Here is a 22,376-nt window from a genome sequence, read left to right as displayed (position 1 = left end):
GTTCGCGCGGTGTACGACACGCTACGGACGACTTGGCGTTCTACCGGGAGGTCTCTCGTGCGCGACGCCGCAGATACTCACTTGAGCTTGGCAATGATCGAGGCGTTAACAACGACGATGTCCCTGGTCGGCATGCAATATCTACGTCCTGCGTTACGTATAGACATAACTGCTTACACAGAGCTGCCATCACTGCGCACGGGTATGTGTTCACTAGTTTGGTATGTACATCGATCTACATGTACCGCATCAGCGGAGCCGGTAGACGGAGGAACATCTCGACGCACAACGCTTGCGACGTGGAACAAGATATGGCGATGCATGCGGACATGAGTGCTCTGTGCCGCGTAGGTCGCCTTGCGAGCGTCCGCAAGCAGCCCAGTACGTAGCACTTCACAGGACCTTGTACTGAGTGCAACATGGTTTCTGGTAGTCGAGTGGCTACGTGTTTTATTGCTGCGCAGCGTATGGGGGTCTGGACGCTGAGGCGCATCCCGTACTTCGGTGCGGCACTTCACGCTGTATGTATGGCGCGCCGAACAGTGCAAAGTACGGCCCGATAGACGGGGGAACGTATTTGTCGGCGTGCGGTCTGACTGGTGGCGCCCATTAACGCAGAAGATCCGGGCAGCAACCAACAAAGGTGCACTTCCTCGAGTGTTGTGGTTCGTGCTAGGGGGCCCATTGCGGGGCGTAGCGCATAGCTCCGTGACCACAGTGCTGTCGCGATTCACCTAGACGGTCTCGTCGACTGCACTGAGCGCGTGGCTGCGCGCATTGCAGCGCGAAGTAATGCGTGCATTATTACGGGCTGAACAGGCCGTTTGTGCGCACGGCATTCGCCATCGACGCGGTCGGTAACCACGTGTGCGGGGAACGAAAGTCGGAGACCAGGATCGCGGATACGATACCCAGGACAAACAGACGCATCGTGTCTGCACCCGGGAGAGATTCGCGCTCTCGACTAGACCCGTGAAAGAACGAGGCGCTGGGTGACATAGCCACACAGCTCGGCTGTCAGCTGAGTGGCTTATGAGCCAACAGCTCAATGAAGCGGTCCCCGCGCAGACTTGCGCGTCTGCGTGACCTGACCCGGTGGGACGGGTCTGACCATTCGCGACACGGGTGCACAGAGACATAAAGACATGAGACCACAGCGCAGCTCGTTCACGACGAGTTTCGTCCCACCAATGATGACCGGGGAATGGCGTCCGCCTTGCTCGATCGCTCGTCTACGTCGACGCAGCCATCCGGCAACGTGTAGCAGCGGTCCTCGAAGTCTCTGGAATGGCCGGGCGGACCCCACTGTTGGGTCACGACACAGACATCGGCCGCTCTTGTGGGTCCACAACTGAACCGGGCTGACTTAGGATGACCAGATGGCTGACCGGGGACCAGTGCCACAACTACATGCGGCAGCTCAGGCGGGCACCTACAATCCGTGCTCTACGTAGATCACCGAGTCGTCTCACTCCCCCGGGGGCACCGGTGTCGCCGCCGGCCCCCCTCGAGTTCGGCCGCTAGGCCCAATGCCACAAAGCTCTCGGCACTTCGTAAGACTCCCTGAGTGATGGCTTCGGTGGGGTTCCGAGAACTGAGCCGACGTCGTCACCAACCGGATGACACCCGTATGGGTCGGCCGTATGGGCCGGCGGGAGATGTTCGACTCTGACGGTGGGCCATCGCGTATCGACGACCCGTTGGGGCTGAGGAAGCAAGAATGAACGCTTAGTGCGGCTGACAGGAGTCCTGGCTAACGCGCTGAGACGACAGACTTACGTTAACGGCTCCAGATCGCACCGTGACGAGCTGCCACCCATTTTGGCCCTAGGGGATAGGACAACTCAGTTTCGTCGTTCTGCGGGAAACTGGGAGGCAGTTTCGATTTGCGCAGGTCACGGTGCTCAAATGCTGTCGTGATCCGATAATCGAAGTCACGCGCTGGCGCTCGACCGGCACCGCTGGCCGGTGGGGGAGCGGAGAACCGCGGCGGAGTAGACCTTTCTGACCCATCGGCGAACTACTGCTGATGGCCCGCTTGAGGCGCGCCTGTGACTCAGTCGGTACCGCTTCTACCGACAGGCCGACGGCTTGTTGATTGCCTGCCGGTTAGCCCGCTCGATGTTGCTGCTGCGAGGGCTGCGCAGCACGAACTGCGTCCAGCAAGCGAGTGAACTCGCTTGCCAGAACACTCCCGTCTGAAAGCCCCAGGAGCACACCTTCCGCGCGGGCAACGGCTGTGTCTAAGCCAGCGACTGACGAGGGCTCCGGGGTGGACTTGGGTGACGCGGACGAATCGAACGCCGCAAGGTCGCGTTCGAGCATCTGCGCCATCTCGCGATGATGCTGAAGTTGCGCGGAAATTCGTCGAGCGGCGTTCTCGGCGGAGCGCCGGCAGGCATCCGAGCAATAGATCCGAGGCCGACCACGACCCGCGGTCCTACGAAACTCCTTTCGGCACTGCGGGTCAGCGCAGTACGCCGTCACTACCGGAGCTTTGGTCGACCGGTTCTCGATAGCTGCCGGAACTGGCGTGGGTGCGCCAAGGCGCCCACGCCGGCCGTCAGCGGACCGATCCATCCACCCAGTGTGGCATAAATTCGCGCGAAAATACAGCCGAACAACGCCCATGACCTGCGGAGATGAGAGAACCGCCCTACTTGATGTCCCCTGACCCGCCGTCCAGCACCAACATAAAATCGCGCGGAAATCGCGCTCATACAATTACACCGATGTGATTCGAGCCAGCAAGGGGGTGTGATGACTGCAGGACGCGCAGGTAGCGCCAGTCCTAGCGTGGCCACTGCACCGCGGCTCGATCGTCCCTGCGGGAGATCGTGCTCGAGCTTGCGCAGTTCTTCAGCCCAGCACCACGGTCGGTCCCTACTACCGACGACGGTCGATCAGCGCCGGTGCCGCGCCTTCGGCGCGAACCAGATCTTTCCTACCCTGCGCCAGCTTCGTGCTGCGCGCCTAGCATCGCCAACCCAGAAGGGAGCCTCCGAACCTTCCGAACGCTGACATCTGAATAACGCGCGAGGTCCAACACAAGGACCCCCCGATTACCAGTCGGAGGGTCCTTGATCTGAAGTTTCGAGACTGAGTTACCAGCTCGGTCTCACGGGCTCTCGCCCATCCCCGAAGGGACTGTCTTGCCGGACAGATCTCAGGGTAGCGTGCGCCCTCTCGGAGTGCCCGCAATCCCTGTGCTCCGCGTGTCGCACAACCACACGCGGGGAATCGACTGCATTCGTCCGCAGCACTCACCCACTAGTGGGTGGACATGCTGAGTGAATGGAGGCAGTGGTCGCCCCGCTCCACAGTGCGTGTCGACGCAACAAATGAACACAGATACCGATCAGCACCATGGCCAGAACGAATGCCACCGGTGCCTATCGCGACGTATCTAGCGGACCGCCATTCCCGGTACACGCTGCTCGCATTCGACCTGGATGCAGGACCGTACGGTCCCGAGGCCGTTGCTGTGGATGCCAACGTACTTACCGGCGTCCTAACCGACTTGGGTGTGAGCCACCTGCAAGTGCAGTCGGGGCCCTCAGGAGGGCGGCACATCTGGGTGCGCGTCATTGACCCAGGGATACCCGCGGAGAAAGTCGCCGACCTTGCTCGTAGGCTGCGCGCGCATCTTCCAACCCTCGACATCTCTCCGCTTACCAACCCCGTGTCGGGCGCAGTTCGGATCCCCGGGTCTGTGCACCGGTCGGGCGGAAACGCGAGCCCACTATTGACCGGACGGGAACTGGGCAACGCCGTCAGGGACATGCAGGCTCGGCCGGCGCCACCCGACCTAGCTGAGTGGCTGATAGCGAGGTTCCCAACAACCGCGCGGCAAAACTCCAGGCAGCGAACTACGACTATCGGCCTACGTCTGGTCGGGCAGGGGCCTGCCACACGGGTTGATCGCGCGCGAACCGAACTATCCTCAACTACGGCTGAGCGCCTAGTCAGGCGGCTCACAGCCGCCGACGATCGCTCGGCACACGCGTGGTCGATCATGCTCGGGATGGCCGCCAGCGGTTGGTGCTGGACTGATGTGCTTCAACATCTGCACAAGCCTGGACTAGTCCGCTTGCGCGAAGACCTCCGCCAGAACGAGGCGCACGCCCTCACGCAATGGCACAAAGCACTGCGCACTGCTGCCGAGACAGCGTGGCCACGAGCGCAAGGCGACCACACCGTCGACGACCCAGTCCGCACCCACATCGAGGCTGTCTTCGCTGCAGCGAACTCAGATCCCGCAACTTGGGCACGAAAGGGGTGGGCCAGTGCTGAACGGGTCCTGCACAGCCTCCTCGTTGTGTGCGCTGAGGCGCACACAACGACCGTGAACATCGACGTTCGCCGGCTAGCCGAAGCCGCTAACGTTCACGCTGCAACAGCATCGAGGGCACTTCACCGCCTCCAGGCAGAAGGCTGGATCAGACGAGTCGCTGAGGCGCAGGGGACAGAGTCGGCAACTTGGGAGCTCGCACATGTTCCGCATGACACAGCTGCAACACAAGGGGAAACACGCCCCCCGTTTGCCAGCTCCACCCTGCGACTCCACCATGCCCACCACGACATCTGGGTTTGGCGAGAAGGTTTAGGCGGAATCGCCGAGAGGATCCACGCAGCCTGGCAGGGTGGTCACGTATCCGTGATCGGTCTTGTGAGTGCCACGGGTTACTCCAGCCGGTGCGTCCGTGCGTGGCTTCGCTACTTCAGGGAGCTGAACCTACTGACTCCATCCAGAAATAGGTGGGACGAAGTAGCCGTCGCATTCGGATCTTACGGCGCAATGGTCCGACGGGCACAGAGCCATCTTGTCGATCGACTGGTTCGGGACTGGTGGGATGAAGAACTTCGCTGGCGAAAGCAAAGAGGGAAGCGAAGGTATCGGGGTCCGGGCAGAGTGGCAACGGATCCGCAAGCGATCGCACTGCCAATCGCAGCGCCCTCGCGGACACGGTATGGGCGGTTCCCGACGCGGCCCAACGGCAAGGTCGACTATCCGTCGGCTCGTTCGTTGGTGCGTAGTCACATGCAGACAAGTGAGGCTGCTTAGGTGTCACCGCGATCATCAGGACTGCGCGTGACAGTCCAACGTCACGCCACACCGAAGTTCCCGCGTGGTTCGAGGAGATAGTGCTGGGCTGGATTGAACGCCTGCTCACGCTGGCACCTCCGTTGGCGGGCCGTTGATGATCGGCCGGGTGTCGGGTGTCGGGCGTCGAAACTCGGGAACCTTTAGGTGACTACACAGCAACTGACGGGTGTAAGGGTCGCCGCAGCGGCGAACCTTACACCCGATCGGAGAACCACCTAAGGCAACAACCTCGACTGTCTGGACCGCCGGCGCTGTGCCCGCTGCGGGATTGGCCGGCCTCGGAGCGGCGTCGCGACCGCGGCGACGGGCCCATTCGTTCGTTTCGGACTTCGGAGTTCATCAGGTGCACGGCAGTGCCACCGAAAGCCAGGAGCCCTGCACCCTCGAAATCCCTACCGGTTTCCGAGGTCCGGTCAACAACGACGATGAGTTCACCCGTCGTGGTTACGGCGACCCGATCGGTGACGCCGGGCAGCCGAAGATCTTCCGCCCCTGACGGCAGGGTTAGTAGGTGCCCGGACCCGACTGCCGGGTCCGGAAACCGCTGTGTCTGCACCAAGAAGACGACGACCGGCGCGTAGCTGGACTCCGCCGGTCTGTGTGCTCGTTGGTCGGCGGTCGTCAGGATCGGCGCCGGATCTCTCGCGCCGGCTCAAGAAACTGTCAGTTTTCTCGGCAGTGATCTCGGTGCGGGTCACGACGTCGACGACCGCGTGGTCGGGGTCGTGGCCTGAAGCGCCGTCGGCTCCACCAACCGTGTCGCACCCCAAACCAGGCCGCGTCACCATGGGCGAGCTGACGCTGACCGGGCGGCCGTCCGGCATGCGATCGACGGATGATCTGGACGCAATCGCCGCGACCATACTGGCGATCTCGCAGCGACGCTGCTGGCACACCGGGTTCAATTTTCTGGCAAGACCACTCACCCGCTGGCTAGTAGCTGCCTACCAGCAGTGACCGCACCCATCGAAGTGGTCCAATCCGAGCTTTTGCAGTGCCCAATGTCTCGGACAGGCCCCGGCCCTGGTGTGAGCTATGACACAATAGTGGTCGTCGGTCGGGGAGTAACACCTACCGAAAAGGGGGCGGCATCTAGATCTACCTAGCCCATCTATCCGCACATTACGCGGCCTATTTGCAGTAGACGAACCGCGCGCCTTGCTCATCCTGGCCGAGGGGAGAAGAGACGTTCGATAGTCGTCGGTTGACTTCTACGGAACTCGAGGCGCTAGTTTCTCGAGGGCCGACGTCGTCAAGTCTTCGACCGAACAGATCGACTGACAAAGGGGCCAGGAGTAGATCGCCGCTCCTGAGGGGTGGGGTGTTCTGCTTTCCGACCACCGTGCGACTCATGAGCGTGTAGCGAAGTGCTCATGCATCGTCATCTTGGAGCGGGGTTCACGGGTCACTCACATAAGGCCCTGTGTGGCCCTTGTATTCGGTGTCCAAAGGGAGTTAAAAGTGCTCCGAGAGCGCTCACAGTTGGCGGGGCGAGTAATTCGGCCGGGTTCGTCTCGTCGATCATCAGGAAGCGGCAACCCTACGGCACAACGATCGCTCCGATCCGCGCTTCCGGTTCGGTTGCTCATCGTCGTAGCGGTGGTCTCCGCGGGTGCCTGCAGTTCGACTCAGGTGGCCGAACCACAAACAGCGGGGCCTAGGACTGCCGCTGCCGAGTCTACAATTACTACGCTGAAACCAACTAAAGAGACCAAGTTCCCATTACCGCAAGGTAGCAATCTGTACTTCAGTGGAACCGCTGTATACAGTGGATGCGTCCCTGAAATGGAAGAACCCGATCCGCGAAATAGCAATCGTGAGTTTTTTGACATCTCAAAGGGGCGGAATGTTGACATGCCAAACCCCACGCCCAAGTCGGGCGATACGATCATAGAGCAGGCCTGTGTTGTCACAGAAGACTCCAGCGGGAAACCGCTAGCCATATATCTCACCAAGACGAGAACGCCGTCTCATGGTCTCGAACCAGAAGTGATCCGCACAGAATTGTCGTCATACGATATCGTGCGCGCCGAATTGAGAGATTCTAGAGAATTCGAATGGCCGGTTGGGGATAGTGTCAATTGGTCATTGCATCCCGCCTCTGGGGGGGGCGTTTTCTCTCATTACTGCCAATCCTGCTGGCTTTTCACTCGATCATGTGGCCTTTTTTGACGCGTCTACTCTTTCTCTGAAAAGTCAGACTCGGCCAGATGACAAACCGTACGATGGCGTTGATACAGGACCGCAGGGTGTGAACTACGGCGGGTATAGTCTCACGACGTCCAGGCAGGTCGGTGTGGGATACGTCAAAGACATGCACTTCTATGACAGCGACGGTGCGGAAGTTGGGGAGTTCCGGAATGTCGGACCCTACATGGTTACGCAGTTTGGAATCTTGATGGAGCACCGCCCGCGGACAGATGCGATTCCCGAGGAACGTAGGCCGGGCGTTTTCTATTTCGATTTTCGCAACAAGACCTTGGTTGGACCGATTGCGCCGTACTCCGATTTCGGTGACAGTTCATTCAATACCTGGTCTCAAGCTTCCCGGTACACCTACGGTGATCTAATCTTGCTGCGGGGCACGAGCACTTCGGAAGGGCAATATGTCTCGATTGTCGACTTGGGGAGCGGGCAGGTCGTCTTCGACCTCGATCGCACTAAGGTTGCGGGTCTACGGTTAAAGGAAGCGTTCCTTGGCGATCGTTATCTGTATCTGACAAAGTCGGACCAAAGGTCTGTCGTCGATTATCAAACGAAAGAGGAGGTTGCTACGGACTGGGCATTGCGCCCAGTTTTCAAACTCGCTGAGGGTTGGGCGCTCCTCAGGGTAGGTCATGAATCCGAAAATCACTCGCTCATGGCGAGTGGCATCTGCATCAACGTGTACTGGACAACGTGCACTCGTGGACAAAGTGTGCACCCAATAGCTAATGAGTACATCGCTGCTGGTGTCGGTGGGGGTGCATATACGGGGCCCTGGTATTGACTGACAGGTATACAAGACCGCCGTGACTGCGGATTCGGGCGGTTAGAAACGGGGTGGGGTATGGGGTATTGGAGAGGCTTTAGGACTCCGTGGTTCGGGCTGCTTCTTGCGATATTGGCGGTAATCTGGATTGCGGGTTGTTCTTCTAGCTCGGACTCAAGTGAGGCCGTCGATGTCGTACTTGGAGATTCATTCGAAGACTGTGTTGATGCTCGGGGAGTAAACTCAACACCGGAGGAAATAGCCGAGGCGGCACTCAACGCGCCGATCTTTGATCTCGCTTCGATGCGGCAGCAGCGGGTGTCCGACCAGATTGTCGGCGATGGTCAGTACGCTGTTGTGCTGGATCAGGTAGTTCAGCAAGTCTTTCGTGATGTTCCATCAGGAGGCGACGCAGCTTTTGCCCGCGCGTTTTGTCAGATGAGGGGATGGGCACCCGACCTGATTAACGGCAGCTTCCTGACGCTATCCACAGGGTTTGGAGTTCCTGGCAGCGAAGTCTTTGGACGAACCCCTCACCTACTTCGTGGAATCGGTCGCCACGAATGTAGTGCTGCAGAGCAGGGCGGGGCGGATTGGATCGAAGCGCAGGCTACTCTTGACGCCGAAGTGTTCGAAGCTCGCGCCGACCCCGCGCAGTATAAGCAGTCTTTGCTTGCCCAAATCGACGATTCGCCTGGACTGAGGCGAGAGTTAGCTGCGGCGAAGCGCGAGAAGATCCTCGCTGCTTCACCCGAAAGCCTTGTGGATCGTTTGCAAATGACGTCCAGCGTGGGCCGCCTTGCAATCGATTATCAGTGCCCACACCTGCAACAGTGACTAGTCCGGGCAAACTGCGGCAGGGCTCCGATCCAAGAAGTGGCCGCGTCGCCATCTAAATCGTGCCACCCAGGTCCCGACCCCAACTATCGCCATTCGGGTGATATGTCGTGCTCATCCCGACCAGCTCGCCTACAGGGTCAAGGTCAAGTCTGACGTGTCGGAATGAAAGCAAAGCCTCATGGAACCAGCGGCCGCGACCGGCAATGCACAGCACGCCAGATATGGATAGGTCGTGGAAGCAGTGGGGGATCGCTCGCGCGACGTCCGCCCCCGAGCCGCGACCTCAATAATCGACGACGGGCCGTCGCGCGATAGGTCGGCGTTAGTCCGCGAACTCGAAGATGTGCCTGGGAACCTTTCTGTGGTGCGGTAGCAACAGATGGGGTGCAAGGGTCGCAACAGCGGCCGCCCCATTCCTTCGAACGGAGAACAACTCTCATGGCAATAACTTCGACTCGTCTGCTCGCCGGCGCTGTGCTCGCTGCGGGGCTGGCCGGCCTTGGAGCGGGTGTCGCGACCGCGGCGACGGGCCCGTTCGTTTCGGACTTCGGAATCCACCAAGTGCATGGGGGTGCCACCGAAAGTCAGGAGCCCTTCACCTTCACATTCGGTGCGGAGTACGGCGATCCAGTTGGCAACGACGACTTCACCCGTCGTGGCTACGGTGATCCGATCGGTGACGCTGGGCAGCTGAAGGTTTTCCGCCCCTGACATCCGGGGTGAGTTCGGTGCCCGGACCCGCAGTGGCGGGTCCGGGCACCTCTGTCTGCGGGGAGATGACGACGTGCGCGATGTCGTCGGTCAGTGTGCTCGTTGGTCGGCGGTCGTCAGGATCAGGTATTGGGCCGAGGCTTGTTGGTGAGCATCGGTTTTGGTGTTGCCGATGACCTGGGCGCCGTATCGCCCGACCGTCAGTGCGCAGCTGTGTGCTTGGCTTGTCGGGTGCTTTTGGCAGGTGGCGGTGGGCAAGCCTGGTGGGCTGTCGGCGCCGGTCCAGCCGCGGGTGCGGTTGGACCCGAGGAAGCTGTCGAGATAGGTGCGCGCGCCTTCGGCGGTGTCCGCGCGGAAGACCGCCGAGTTCTCCACTGCGTTGGCATCCGAGCCAATCCTGGTCAGCACCTGGAAGTCGGTGACGGGGTCGGTGCTGGTGTGGGCGATGCCGCGGGGCCCGTACACCGCTCCGCGGTCAGGGGAGTCGGGGTTCGCCCGGAGGTAGGCCGCGGTGAACGGCAGCGCGTAGATGAGGATGGCGTCGGGGTCGATCAGCGGAGTTTCACCGTCGGGGGTGGGCGTGAACTCGTCGATGAAAATCTTCTGCTGAGTGATCGCGTTGGCCATACGCACCAACGACTCTCCGCTGCGGAACTGCGTCGTGGGGCCGTAGTACCGATCGAAGAACACATACGAGTCGTGAGCGGTGACAGCCAGGATCGCTGTGGACGCACCGAAATCTTGGATGACAGTTCGAGTGTCCGGCGCCCCGTCGAGCGGCACGATGGGCTTGTTGTCGATTTCGGCGACCGCGGCACTCATTTGCTCAGCGGCGGCCGAGGCGTCGGCAGGGCTGCGATACTTCAGGACCGCATGCCGCAGCAGGTGACGAGCAGCCCCGACGTTGGCATCCCCGTTGTCGGCGGTGGTGACAAATCCGGTGACGAACTCCGCGTTGGCCGGAATGTCGGCCGCGCCCGGGACGACCGCGCGACCGATCCCGGCAGCGTCGTCGAGCTCGCCGACAGGCCATTGCCCATGTGTGAGATCGGGATTGACCTCGAACGGCGCCAGCACGAACTGCGCCATCCGGGTCGCCTCGACCCGCTCGGGGTCGGTGACCGCGCGCCCGAACGGGGCTCGCGCCCGGGTGGGGTAGTCGCCGGTGTCGAGGGCATCAACCTGCACGGCAGGGTCGGTGAATGTTGCCGAGCTGGGCTGACCGTCGACAGTGCAGCCGGCCAGCACTGCGGTCACCGCCGCGGCCGCGGCGATGGAGCGACCGAGGTAGCTGCGCGTCATCGTCGCCTTTCGTCCCGTCTACTTGGCGTTCTGGTCGGCCTTGGTGAGGATCAGATATTGAGCCGCGGCTTGCTGGTAGACGTCAGTCTTATTGGGCGACTGCACTTCTCCGACGTAGCGGCCGACCTGCACCTTGCAGTGATAGATCGTGTACTTGCCGTCGGCGCTGGATTGGGCAGAGCAGTTGGCGGCCGGCAGCCCGGGCGGTGCGTCGATCTTCTGATCGTCGGCTTCGCTCGTAGCGGCCAGCGTGGCGGCCTGCTCCTCGGTGTCGGCGCGGTAGACGATGGAACGCTCGATCGCGTTCGCGGTAGATCCGGCCGCACGAAGGTCGTTGAAGATGCCGGCCGGGTCGCTGGAGAAATGCGACAAGCCGCGCGGCCCGTACACCGCGCGCATGCTCTGCTGCGGCCGGCCGGTGATGCCGTTTTCCATCTCGGTGTCGGTGTAGGGCAGGGCGTAGATGAGGATGCTGTTCTCATCCATCTTCGGCGGCTGAAAACCTTCGCCGTTGCCGCGGGCGGCGTTCTCCGCAGCCGTGGGGGTGCGTGGGAATTGGTCGATCAACGCCGACTGTAACGTGATTGCTTTGCGGGCCATCGGCTCGAGCTGGTCGGAGTGGGCCGCCAGGGAGGAGGCGAACTCGTAGATTACGTACACCCCGTGCGGGGTGTAGGTCGTGAAGTAGCTCTTGTCGTTGCGGGTGGTCTCGAGGGCCCAGGCGCCCTCCACCCCCGGCAGGCTGGTGACCGGGCTGTTCTGCTGGCGGGCGCTGACCTGGGCGAGTTGCTGTGCGGCGGCGCGGGCATCAGCGGCGGTTTCGTAGCGCAGCACCATGTTGTGCAGGCCACGCGGGTTGTCCCGTTCGGTCGGCGCGGTGGTGAACAGTGACGAGAAACCGCCAAGCAGTGCGTCGTTGGCCGGGATCGTCGCCGCGTCGGCGTTGATGTGTGGCACCAGGTTGCGGCGGCTGGTGATCGGTGCGTTTGATTTGTCCGGGGCGGTCAGGTCCGGGTCGACCTCGAAGGGCACCACGATGAACTGCGCCATCCGCTGGCTTTCGACCTGCACCAGTTGCGAGTCGTCGGCAACACCGAACGGTGGGCGAGGTTCGGTGGGGTAGGCGCCCGGATCAAGCGCGGTCAGATCGACCGTCGGCTCGGCGCTACCGGGCGTCGAGGATTCGGGGGCGGGTTCGCCGCCGGTGGAGCATGCGGCCAGCATGCCCGCGGTGACCGCGGCTGCGGCCGCGAGTGGGTACCAACGCTTCATCAGGGTCTCGTTTCTCTCCTGCAGCCCCTGCCGCGGAGGACCAACGACCTCACCCGGGCCAGCGCCGCACACACTGGTGTTGCTCAGTGAGTTGCTGCGCGAACCCCGAACGGTTCCCCCGAAACCCGGATCTGCACGATCCTCTTGTTCGGCTGCAGAATAGTGCGCCCACCCTCGCGCCCACACAGTCGGGTCTGCCATCGCGGGCGAACGGTCCGCTGAGGTAGCCGCGGCGAATGAGTCCGGGCCGGGGTCCCGCACGATCATCTGGGCCTGCACCGCCGGCGCCTGACGCCCACCGTTTTGCGTTTGCCCTGCCGCTTCGACCAGCATGCTTTCCATGACCGGTCGGGGGAACGGCGGCACTGCTACGAGACGATGGTCGGCGTGAACGCGCCCGCAGCACCCCAGACAGGGGTCGATGCGGCCGCGGCGGCGGTCGTGGCTGAGGCGGGAAAGGTGCTGCGCGCCTACAAACACGACGCCGTCGCCGACCTCGCCGAGACGAAACTGCATCGGGCGCCGCAGCGCACCGTGGTGGTGGCCGGCGAGGTGCAGCGCGGCAAAAGTTCGCTGGTCAACGCCCTGGTCGGCTACCGCGACCTGTGCCCGGTGGGGGTTGATGTCACCTCCTCGGTTGCGGTGTCGGTCACCACCACCGGTGATCTACCCGCCGCCCACGCCGCCGAGTTGTTCTTTCCCTCCGGCCCGCGGCCGGCTGAGATCGGCGAGCTGGCCGACTGGGTGACCACTGGCGGGCGGATGGTGTGTGATCGCAGCGTTGAGGAGCTGCCCACTGCGGCGGCGATCGCGCTGCGTGAGGCGGCGGTGGGCGATATGACCCTCATCGACACCCCCGGTGTCGGCGGTCTGGACCCCGGTTTGGCGAAACTGGCGTCGCAGTCCACGCAGCAGGCGTGCGTGCTGGTGCTGGTCTGTGATGCTTCTGCCCCGATCACGGCCCCGGAGATGGCCTTCGTCCGCGAGGCCAGCGCTGGTGTCGATGCCGTTGTTGTGGCCGTGACGAAAACCGACAAACACCTGGGACGCTGGCGGGCGATCGTCGCCGAGAACCAGCGCCTGATCGCCGAGCACCTGGGGCGTACGGTGCCGGTGATCGGGGTGTCGAGCCTCCTCGCCGTCCTGGCCGCCGAGACCCCCGACCCGCAGGCGCGTCACCGCCTCGAGGCCGACGCCGGGATCGCCGCCCTGCGCGCGGCGATCACCGACCGACTTGACGCCGCCGCGGCGGCCCCGCACCTGGATGCGGTCCGCACCTGTCTGGACGGGCTGCGCACCGTGCGCACGACCATCGCCGACGAGCTCGCCGCGCTGGCTGCTGGAGCGAAAGCGTTGCCGGATCTGACCGCCGAACGCGACCGGCTCACCGACCTGCAGGCCCAGTCACGCCAATGGGAGCAATACCTCGCCCGGGACTTGACCTTGTTGCGGCAATCGGCGGTCGATGACCTCGAACGCCGCCTCGATGGGGTGCGCGAGAAGTGGACCACCTACATCAACAGCAACGGCATGGCCGTGTTGCGGCGCAGCGAACAGAAGTTCACCGCCGACATGCAGGTCGATCTGCAGATGGCGATGGCCGAAACCCTCGCCGGGTTCCTGCAGGAGCTGCACGACACGATCATCACCCCACGCTTCGCCGACGACCCCGCGGTGTGGGAACAGATCAGCGACCGCATCGTCGCCTCGATGCAGGACAAGAAGATCGAAACCCACCAGGTCACCAGCAAACGCCAAGGGCTGCTCGACCCGACGTTGCTGACCATGGGTGTGGTCGGGTCCTCCACCCTCGGTGGCCTTGTCGGGCTGTCGGCGCTGATGGGTGTCGGCGCCGTCATCGGCGCGGTGTGGGTCGGAGTGAACTTGAGCTTCCGGGCGATCCGCGCCGGCAAAACCAACCTGCTGGCCTGGCTGCGAGAAACGTTGGCCGCCACCAAGACCGCCACCGGCCGACTCCTCGACAGCGCCGTCGCCCAAGCCCGCCCCGACATCGTCATCCGCTACCGAGATCACCTGCGCGCCAGCATCGACCAGCTTCAAACCACCATCACCCACGTCCAGGAGGCCGCGGCCGCCGACGCCGCCACCCGCGAAAAGTCCACCCAACGCCTCACCTCGAACCTGGCCATCGTCGACAAACGCATCACCGCCGCCCAAGCACTGCTCGACGGAGACCCGACATGAGTAGCGCGACACCAGATTCGGTGCACACCACGCTCGACCGCGGGCTGCACCAGCTGGCCGCGCTCGGTGGGGACTGCATCGATCACGCCAATGCGATCGGCACCATCTTGTGGTCACCGCCGCGCGTCGTGGTGGTCGGCCGACTCAAAGCGGGCAAATCCACGCTGGTTAATGCGCTGATCGGCGCCCCGGTCGCCGAGACCGCCGCCCTGGAGGCCACCAACGTCGTCACCGTCTACCGCGACGGGTCCCCGTCCCGGGCTGAGGTCCTCGCCCTCGACAGCACCCGCCACCGCGCCGCGCTGCGCCCGGGCGCAGGGATCGAGTTACCGATCCCGTCAGCCGAGGTCGCCTACGTCGACCGGTGGCTGCCCTCAGCGGCGCTGCGCGAACTCACCCTCATCGACACCCCCGGCCTGTCGACGCTGACCGCCGCCAACGACGCCGCCACCCGCCGAGTGATGATCGACGGCTTCGAACAAACCCGCACCGCCTCCATCGATGCCGATGCCGCGGTATTCCTCTTCGACGCCGCACCCCGCGTCGATGAGATCGAGTTCCTGCACCGGCTGCCGTTCACCCCGTTGACCATGCTCGGGGTGCTCTCGCGCGCCGACTCCTTCGGCGAAGGCGCCTTCGGCCGCCGCGACCCACTCACCCACGCCGCCGCCCACGCCGCCACCATGGCCGGCCCGCTGGCCGGGATCGTCCACGCGATCGTCCCGGTGTCCGGGCTGATGGCGCAAACCAGCCACACCGGCATGCTGACCGAACGCCACGCCGCGCTGCTCGCCCAGCTCCGCGACATCGCGCCGCTAGAAGTGCTGCGGATCTTCGACTCCGAAGACCCCACCAGCGGGGGAGTACCGCCGGCCGAACGGCGTGAACTCCTCGCCCTGCTCGGCGAGTACGGCGTACTCAACGGCCGCCGTATCGCCGCCGACGGAGCCGCAGCGCTCAACACTTGGCTGGCCGAACGATCCGGGATCGCCGCCCTGCGCCACGCCCTGACCGCGGCCACCGGCCGGTTCGCCATGCTGCACCGCGCCCACCGCATCCTGGCCCGCCTCGATCAACTGGCCTTCACCCATCCCGCCCGCGACCACATCCGCACCCTGACCGCCGGATTGCGCGCCGACCCGGCCCTGGCCGCGGTGACCGTGCTCGAGGACTACCAACGCATGCTCGACGTCGACCCCGACGCCGCGGTCACCGACGAACTGCGCACCATCCTCACCGCCACCACCCCCGCCGGCCGCGTCGGCCTCGACGGCCACTCACCACCGGCCGCCGTCACCGCCGAAGCCCACCGCCGCCTGGCCGCCGCCCAGCAACGCACCCTGGCCACCCGGTCGGCGGCCGAGGACGCCGCCCTGGTCACCCTCATCCGCACCTACACCGCTCTGGCCGCCGGCCACTGACACCCCCTCCCGCACAGGACGATCCGACACCATGACATCTGCCACCCAGACATCTGCCACCCATGCCTGGTCTCTGGCCATCGACTTCGGCACCTCAAACTCGGCGGCCGCGCATTCGGGCGCCACCAGCCGCAGCATCGAAGCGCTCTCGCTGACCCACACCAGCAACCTGATGCCCTCGGCGGTGTTCGTCGACACCGCAGGCACCGTCCTCGTCGGGGGTGCCGCCCTCAACTCCGCCGCACAGAACCCGGCCGGGTTCATCGCCTCACCCAAACGCCTCATCGGCGCGCAACCGGCCGTCGCAGCCAACGGGCACACCCTGCCGATCTATGCCCTCGTCGCCGCCGTGATGCGTACCATCATCGGCCGCGGGGTCGCCGCACACGCCGGCACCATGCCCGACCGGGTCGTGCTCACCCACCCCGAAGCGTGGGCGCCCCAACAGATTCAGGTTCTCACCGACGCCGCAAGGGCCGCCGGCATCCCGGCCGAGCGGATCACCACGATCTCCGAACCCCGCGCCGCGGCCGGGCACTACTCCCGCTCCCACGCCCTGCAACACGGCACCAGGATTGCGGTGTTCGACTTCGGCGGCGGCACCCTCGACATCGCCGTCCTCGAGGTCACCCCCACCAACACCTTCCAGGTCATCGCCGCCCGCGGCGACAACGGACTGGGCGGCAAGAACTTCGACGCCCTGCTGCAACGCTGGGTCGAGGATCGCCTCGCCGACCGCGACCCCGACCACGCCGCCTGGCTGCGCCGCGCCGCCCCCATCGACGCCATCCAGTCCTTGCAGGACTCCATCCAGCAGGCCAAAGAGCTGCTGTCCGAAACGCCGTCGGCCACCATCACCGTGCCCGGCCCGAATGAACGCACCACCCTGCAGATCACCCGCGACGAGTTCGACGAACTCATCACCCCCGCCGTCGACGCCGCCGTCCACCTCACCCGAACCACCCTCGCCGACGCCGGCCTCACCCACCCCGACCAACTCACCGCCCTCTACCTCACCGGCGGGTCCTCCCGCATCCCCCTCATCCAGCAACGCCTCGGCGAACTCGGCCCCGTCGCCACCCTCGACGACCCCAAAACCGTTGTCGCCCAAGGTGCACTGCTCACCGTGCTGGCGGACTCGGCGCCCACCCAGCCCCGCGGCATCCCCGAAGCCGCCGACCTCATGCCGACCTGGCACACCCAACCCCGCACCTTGGGCTCACCAGCCCAGCCCGCCTCGACGCGGCGACGCTGGTTGCGCATCGGCGCCGCGGCGGTCGCCGTCACCGCCGCCGCCGCGATCGTGACCACCATCGTCACCACCGCCAGCGGCAGCGACGACGACCCCACCGATGCATCCCAGGCCACCCAAACCCTGGGCGCCGACACCACCCCCGCCGGCCCCACCGGCGAAGACGGCGGGCCGATCCTCACCGACCCCGACCAAATCCGCCAGCAACTCCCCGGCGCCCTGCAATCCCAGATCACCGACTGCACCAACGGCAGCTTCACCGACAACGGCGCCCTCACACTGGACTGCACCCTCAACGAGGCCGGCACCCTGAGTGGCCTCAAAATCGAGGGCGGCCTATCGGACTCACTGCGGATCGACATCAACGTCGACGACAACGAAGCCACCCGCGAGATCCGCAACCTGCGTAACGGGGTCTACAGTGCCGGCAAGGGCACCGTCGTCGAAGACACCAACCGCCAGGCCGCCGCCGAGATCACCCCGAGTCTCAGCGACAACGAATACACCATCTGGTACGCCAACACCGGTACCGGGCTGGTCCTCAGGGTCACCGAACTGTCGTCGGTAGAGAATGCCCGCACCTTCCTCACCCGCTCCGGCCTCATCAACTGAGTGCGTAGAGGTGTCGACGTGATCGGGCAACCCCACCGTGAAGGACTGGCATGACGAAGTCGCTCGAGCGCGCGATCGCCCGTGCGGTCGCCACTCGGATCGCCCAGCTCGATGACGGGCCGCGCTACGCCGTCTACACGACCGCCGGACTGGTTCTCGCCGCCTGCGCGCTCCTGCTTCCCGACTACCTCATCGTGGTCGTATTCCCGCTGGGGCTCGTCGCTTTCGGCATCCTCGTGGCCGCTATCGCTGGTGCTAAACCAGCAGAGAAGATCGCGCTCTGGGCGGGGCTGACCTTCGGCCTGGCGGCCGATTGCATCTGGGTAGGCCTGGTCTTCGACGGCATTCTGTGAATCTGGAACATCAGTTACCCACAGGCCCAGTCGAATACGTTCGATTCGAGGTCGTACTGAAGGGTGCCGGTGCCGATGTTCATCCCGGGAAGTTCGATCAGGTCGAGGTAGTACGGGGTGAGTCCGTCGGGAATCCACTGGGAGGGAAAGATTGTGCCGCCGAGGTGATTCCACCATTGGAGTTTGTTGGCCCAATCGTGGTGGTCGCCGTCGCCCCACGTGCTGAGGTACGGAGTGTCTGTGGTGGCGTCACGTTCGACGGGGGCGATGCCGGCGTTGGGGTCGTGGCGGCGCGGCGTGAGGCGCACGAGCAGCGGGGGGTCGTCGTGGTTCCACGCATGGCGGGGTAGTCCGTCGTGGTTGTGTTCTCCGGGACGTCGGCGGTCTGCCGGGGGTGAGCCGATCCGGGTGAGTTCCTCGGCGGTGAGCCAAATGGCTGCAAAGTAGAGATCAAGGATGTCGGTGAGGAGAATCTGTTGGGGGTGGGGGCGATGGTGGTGCAGGTCGATGACGAACGGATCGGCCGGATCCGGGTTGTCGGGTAGCGGCATGAAAGCCTCGCCTGCTCCCTGAAAAAGCGCGAACCCTGGGAGGTCCGGGCCGCGCCGACGGAAATGCTCGGGGAGCCACAGGGTGATGACGTGCATCATCGGCATCCCCGTCGTCGGATCGCGCGGCCACTGCTCCGGCGCGATCCCCGGACCGACCGGTCCGATCCGGCCCGCGGGGACCGAATGCTGGGCCGCCCAGCTGGCCGGATCAACCCGCGAGTCTTCGGACGTGTGGCTCGGGTCTTCCCACAACCGGCCGACCCTGTCTTCAAACACAATGTCGTAGACGGGGAACCCGCCGTCGGGGTCGCTCTCTAAGTCGGGTTCTGTGAGGTTAGGGAAGGGCGCGCCAACCATCTCTGCTATTTCCTCCTCAGCGTGCAGACTTCGGTCGGTCCGCTCTAGAGCAATGACTCACCGATCGTTGAACCGGCGCCCTGGCGAACAGTCGATGGGTGGGTGTCTACCTGGTGCTGTCCGTAGCGCGCAGGATGCTCTCGGCCAGCGTCCACAGTTCGGTCTCGGACACAGATCCGGGCTGATACTTGACCTTGATGAACAACGTGTCGGCGGTTAGTGCCCACTCATCCAGGTCGTCATGCGAGGCTGCGACGAAGGAGTGATGGCCAAATGAGGCACGACGATCGCTGGGAACTGGTGTGTAGGTATACGCAGGACTTGGGTATAGCTCCGCATCAGTACGCGCCGTGTCGGCGGTGACTGGGCTTTCCCGGGTGCTGACGAGGATGCTGGCTCTTACATCGTTGGAAGTGGTTGAGGGGGTGTACATCGTCGTGAAGAATCGGGCGGGTTCGGGCTCCTCCAGGAGCACCGGATGCAAGCCGTCCAACGCGGCGGGTAACGCCTCATCGAGCGTGCCGGGCCGCCGTAGTGCGGTCAGGTCGGCGCCACTGGGTGGCGAAGTTGTCTCTGACACCGAAGCTCCGTTGAGTGAGGAAACGCTGGGGCTATCGTCGTCGCTAGTGCAGGCGACAGCGCAGAAGCATAGCGCGAGAGCGATCACAGCGGCAGTCATTGTTCGGGCTCGCGTTATGACGTGCATCGGTGGTCCCCTGAGCCGGTCGGATAGGCTGTGATGATGTCTCCATTGGAGTCTTTGACGATGACGTGGCTCCAGAAGAACTTGCCCGTCACCTCTCCGTTGCGCTTGTCATACATCCAGATTTTGCGCGCATAGCAAGTCTTGCCGTCTCGTTGCGAGGTGGCTTCTGGGTGTCGCAACGTGGCCTCAATGGTGTAGTCCATGAGGTCCATCCACTTGTCACCAGTGATCATTGCCTTGTTCGCCCAGTCATCCATATGACGACCCTTGATGTGTTCGAATCCGTACTCACGATTGCCGCACACCATGAATGCCCGCCGATCCCCGGCAACGTCGTACTCGCCGATGGTCTTCCGCTCGGCAGACGATCCGCATGCGCGGTACGGAGGCAAACCGCTGTTATCAGCGTTACGGCGCAAACTCTCCACAGCGTCACCGAGCGAAGCTGTCGGTGCGGTAGGCACCGCGGTGTTGGAGACCGGAGGTTGAACAGTCCGCGTTTCCGGAACCGGAACGATGGGTGTACGACCTGGTGGCGGAATGTCGGTAGGGGCGTGGGCGGTCATGTTCGGCCCAGTGCCAGGGGTGGTGGGCGTAGTCGCGCCCGGCAGGCTGGGAGCCACCACTGAAGGTGTGGTGGGAGTGTTCTCAGGCGTAGCTTGAGGGTCACGGCAGACGTAAGGCACCGGGGGTGGGGGGGCGTCGTTGGGACTCTTACCGGGGTTGCTTGCAGCCCAACCCTGCTTCCAGGCGTTGTTGTACGCGTTGGTCTCGCGCTCGCAACGCTCTGCTGGTGTCTCGGCGTAGGCAACGCCCTGGCCTACTGCTAGGGAGGCGAGCGCGCAGAGAGTCGCGAGAAGCGTCACCACTGTGACCGCCAGGCCCGCCATCTGAGATCGACTGCGTGTGTAAAAGACTGAAACTTCCTTCTGGACGCGCATGTCTCAGAGCCACGTGCGGCTAGAGAAGATATTGATGGTGTCGTCGGCTGTCGGGGAAGACACTGACAGACGTGCGATGATCCGCACGGTCGTGGGTCCCAGGCATCCATCGACCCCAACACGCACCCGCTTAGCGCGGATCGAGGCCCGATCGGTCTGTAGGGTCTTCTTGCCAAGCGAGATCTCGTTGATTCGTCCGGGTCGGATCTTAGTCGAGATTGATGGGCTCACCGACGCGCTTGCGCCGAGGTTCCCCGCCGGGATGCCGCTGATCGTCACGCCGACGCTAGGGCCGAAGCTAGTAGCAAGACCGAGGGTTGCGCCGTCAGAAACGTCGATCTGGCAACCAATAACGAGAAACTGCTCCAGAACCGCCGACTGAATCGGCTGGCGTCCCTTGCCGGTAATCGAGGCATCCACTTTGGAGGAGATCCAACCCTCGCGCGACGTTGCTACGTTGGCAATATTGGACATGGGATTGACAACCAGCTCAGTAGCTTTGAGCGTTACCGTCCACCCATCATCGGTGACCAGCCGATCGTACTTCGACGACAGTGGCGTCGGCGTAGCGTCAGCTGCACCCGCCGCGGCTGCCAAGGAGCCTATAGCCACCAACGCCGCAATGATCCGGAACCCGACCCGATTCGACACGCAGAATCCTCGCCCTCATCCCCGGATTGGCCGGGGAGCCTGGCGATGTCAGCGGTAGCACGCCCAATAGGGCGATGTCCCCCGACACCGCTACGTAGACAATTCACAAGAATGAAGCGGTCGCAACTATGGCACAGGAGGTTTAAAGGCGACAAATCCCAAGCCTGGATTCGTCCGAACGGGGGAAAGGTGCCGCACGGTCGTACCTATTGACCACTGTCGTACCTGTCGACCGTCCTTCGAGGTGAGTCGTCGCCCTATCGCAGAGGGACGTCGACACTCTTGCTGCGTGGGTACGCACGATCGCGGTCAGATTTCACTGAGCTAACCGAGCAATCCACCCGGTCTGTGCGGCCGTTGAGCCGCGCCCTCAGGTGATTGCTTCGCGTGCCGCCGACATCCTGGCCACCGAGCCCAGCTCGGCCGACGCCGTCGCAGAGGCTACGGCCGAGCTGCCCAGCTATGTCGCCGACGTGACCAGATGGGACCTCGTGGCCGCCGTGGAGAAGGCCGCCGACAGCATTGCGCGTAGCCGCCACCCGCTGCTCGGCGATGTTCTCGGACCGGGTCCGGTGCCGTGGGAATGCTGGCAGTGCGAGCTCGTCGAGCCGTGGCCAATCCTCGCCGACGCTGCAGCCCGTCTCGGTTCGGCGCTGCCGTCCCGGCACCCGAATGCCGGACACTGGGCGGTGACGACCGACTGAACGAAGACTGCGGGTGGACGAAGAACGCCCACCCGCAGTGATCGGTTCAGCGCAGCCGAGCTGACTGTCAGGGCCAGGTGAAGTTGCCTGTGCCGCCGACGATGACGTCCTGGCCGTCGACACCGAAGTCGTAGGTCGTCAGCCCGTCGTCGCCGTGCTGCAGCTCGATCGGGGCGGCCGAGGCCAGCCCGCCGCCCAGCAGCGACAGCGCACCGGCCGCGGCGACGGCCGCCACGGTGGAACCGATCGTCTTACGTACTCGCATCTGAGTGTTCCTTTCGTCATGCCAGCCACTCGACTGGACTTCGGTGTTCTGCACGTCTGCGGTCGCAGACCGTGCGCGGCGCACCGCCGGTGGTGCGTCCACAGATGGGTTGCCCTCGGGGTGGTGAAATGTTCCTGCCGGGCAGCACATTCCGG

General features: G+C 64.0%; 15 protein-coding genes. 8 read left to right on the top strand and 7 right to left on the bottom strand.

Annotation, left to right across the window (positions count from 1 at the left end; translation table 11 throughout):
• Nucleotides 1-3,283: 3,283 nt before the first annotated feature.
• The 3 genes from KTR9_RS28330 (at nt 3,284) to KTR9_RS27535 (ending at nt 8,915) form a co-directional block, all read left to right on the top strand.
• Entirely contained in the window at nt 3,284-5,065 is a 1,782-nt protein-coding gene (locus tag KTR9_RS28330; protein WP_014928992.1) for a MarR family transcriptional regulator, read from the top strand.
• 2,200 nt (nt 5,066-7,265) lie between these two features.
• Complete coding sequence (locus KTR9_RS26400) at nt 7,266-8,096, top strand: hypothetical protein (protein WP_238554187.1); 831 nt, start codon at nt 7,266-7,268, stop codon at nt 8,094-8,096.
• Nucleotides 8,097-8,381: 285 nt separating this feature from the next.
• The gene (locus KTR9_RS27535; RefSeq protein ID WP_144066074.1) at nt 8,382-8,915 is read left to right on the top strand and encodes a hypothetical protein; all 534 of its coding nucleotides are present in this window, start codon (nt 8,382-8,384) and stop codon (nt 8,913-8,915) included.
• Nucleotides 8,916-9,719: 804 nt separating this feature from the next.
• Here KTR9_RS27535 and KTR9_RS26385 read toward each other — a convergent pair.
• Together KTR9_RS26385 and KTR9_RS26380 are read right to left on the bottom strand one after the other, a co-directional pair.
• On the bottom strand, nt 9,720-10,931 hold the full coding sequence (locus tag KTR9_RS26385; RefSeq protein WP_014928988.1) for a DUF7373 family lipoprotein: 1,212 nt from the start codon (nt 10,929-10,931) through the stop codon (nt 9,720-9,722).
• 18 nt (nt 10,932-10,949) lie between these two features.
• Entirely contained in the window at nt 10,950-12,536 is a 1,587-nt protein-coding gene (locus KTR9_RS26380) for a DUF7373 family lipoprotein (protein ID WP_144066073.1), read from the bottom strand.
• Between the two features lie 45 nt (nt 12,537-12,581).
• Here KTR9_RS26380 and KTR9_RS26375 point away from each other — a divergent pair, with 45 nt between their 5' ends.
• The 4 genes from KTR9_RS26375 to KTR9_RS26360 are packed head-to-tail and all read left to right on the top strand — an operon-like array spanning nt 12,582 to nt 18,046.
• Entirely contained in the window at nt 12,582-14,408 is a 1,827-nt protein-coding gene (locus KTR9_RS26375) for a dynamin family protein (RefSeq protein ID WP_014928986.1), read from the top strand.
• Nucleotides 14,405-15,829: a GTPase gene (locus tag KTR9_RS26370; protein ID WP_014928985.1), complete on the top strand. Its 1,425-nt coding sequence runs from the start codon at nt 14,405-14,407 to the stop codon at nt 15,827-15,829. Before KTR9_RS26375 ends, KTR9_RS26370 begins: the two co-directional genes overlap by 4 nt.
• A gap of 31 nt (nt 15,830-15,860) precedes the next feature.
• Nucleotides 15,861-17,693 (top strand): Hsp70 family protein, encoded by a 1,833-nt coding sequence (locus KTR9_RS26365; protein ID WP_014928984.1) that lies wholly within the window; start codon nt 15,861-15,863, stop codon nt 17,691-17,693.
• A 50-nt stretch (nt 17,694-17,743) separates the two neighbouring features.
• A complete protein-coding gene (locus tag KTR9_RS26360; protein ID WP_044508785.1) occupies nt 17,744-18,046 on the top strand; it encodes a hypothetical protein in 303 nt (100 codons plus the stop codon).
• 14 nt (nt 18,047-18,060) lie between these two features.
• On the opposite strand, the gene KTR9_RS26355 is transcribed toward KTR9_RS26360, so the two are convergent.
• The 4 genes from KTR9_RS26355 to KTR9_RS26340 form a co-directional block, all read right to left on the bottom strand.
• Complete coding sequence (locus KTR9_RS26355) at nt 18,061-18,849, bottom strand: hypothetical protein (RefSeq protein ID WP_049942647.1); 789 nt, start codon at nt 18,847-18,849, stop codon at nt 18,061-18,063.
• Between the two features lie 211 nt (nt 18,850-19,060).
• Entirely contained in the window at nt 19,061-19,534 is a 474-nt protein-coding gene (locus KTR9_RS26350) for a hypothetical protein (protein WP_144066072.1), read from the bottom strand.
• A gap of 113 nt (nt 19,535-19,647) precedes the next feature.
• Nucleotides 19,648-20,226: a hypothetical protein gene (locus KTR9_RS27530; protein WP_144066071.1), complete on the bottom strand. Its 579-nt coding sequence runs from the start codon at nt 20,224-20,226 to the stop codon at nt 19,648-19,650.
• A 378-nt stretch (nt 20,227-20,604) separates the two neighbouring features.
• Entirely contained in the window at nt 20,605-21,252 is a 648-nt protein-coding gene (locus KTR9_RS26340; protein WP_014928980.1) for an MspA family porin, read from the bottom strand.
• 374 nt (nt 21,253-21,626) lie between these two features.
• On the opposite strand from KTR9_RS26340, the gene KTR9_RS26335 reads away from it, so the two are divergent.
• Nucleotides 21,627-21,956, top strand: coding sequence for a hypothetical protein (locus tag KTR9_RS26335; protein ID WP_044508781.1), 330 nt, complete (start codon nt 21,627-21,629; stop codon nt 21,954-21,956).
• A 67-nt stretch (nt 21,957-22,023) separates the two neighbouring features.
• Here KTR9_RS26335 and KTR9_RS26330 read toward each other — a convergent pair whose 3' ends face one another.
• The gene (locus KTR9_RS26330) at nt 22,024-22,221 is read right to left on the bottom strand and encodes a hypothetical protein (protein ID WP_044508779.1); all 198 of its coding nucleotides are present in this window, start codon (nt 22,219-22,221) and stop codon (nt 22,024-22,026) included.
• Between the last annotated feature and the right edge of the window lie 155 nt (nt 22,222-22,376).

It is taken from the genome of Gordonia sp. KTR9, from assembly GCF_000143885.2.
GTDB lineage: Bacteria > Actinomycetota > Actinomycetes > Mycobacteriales > Mycobacteriaceae > Gordonia.
Note: the sequence above shows the minus strand (reverse complement) of the source record. Positions and strands in the feature narration are given on the sequence as shown.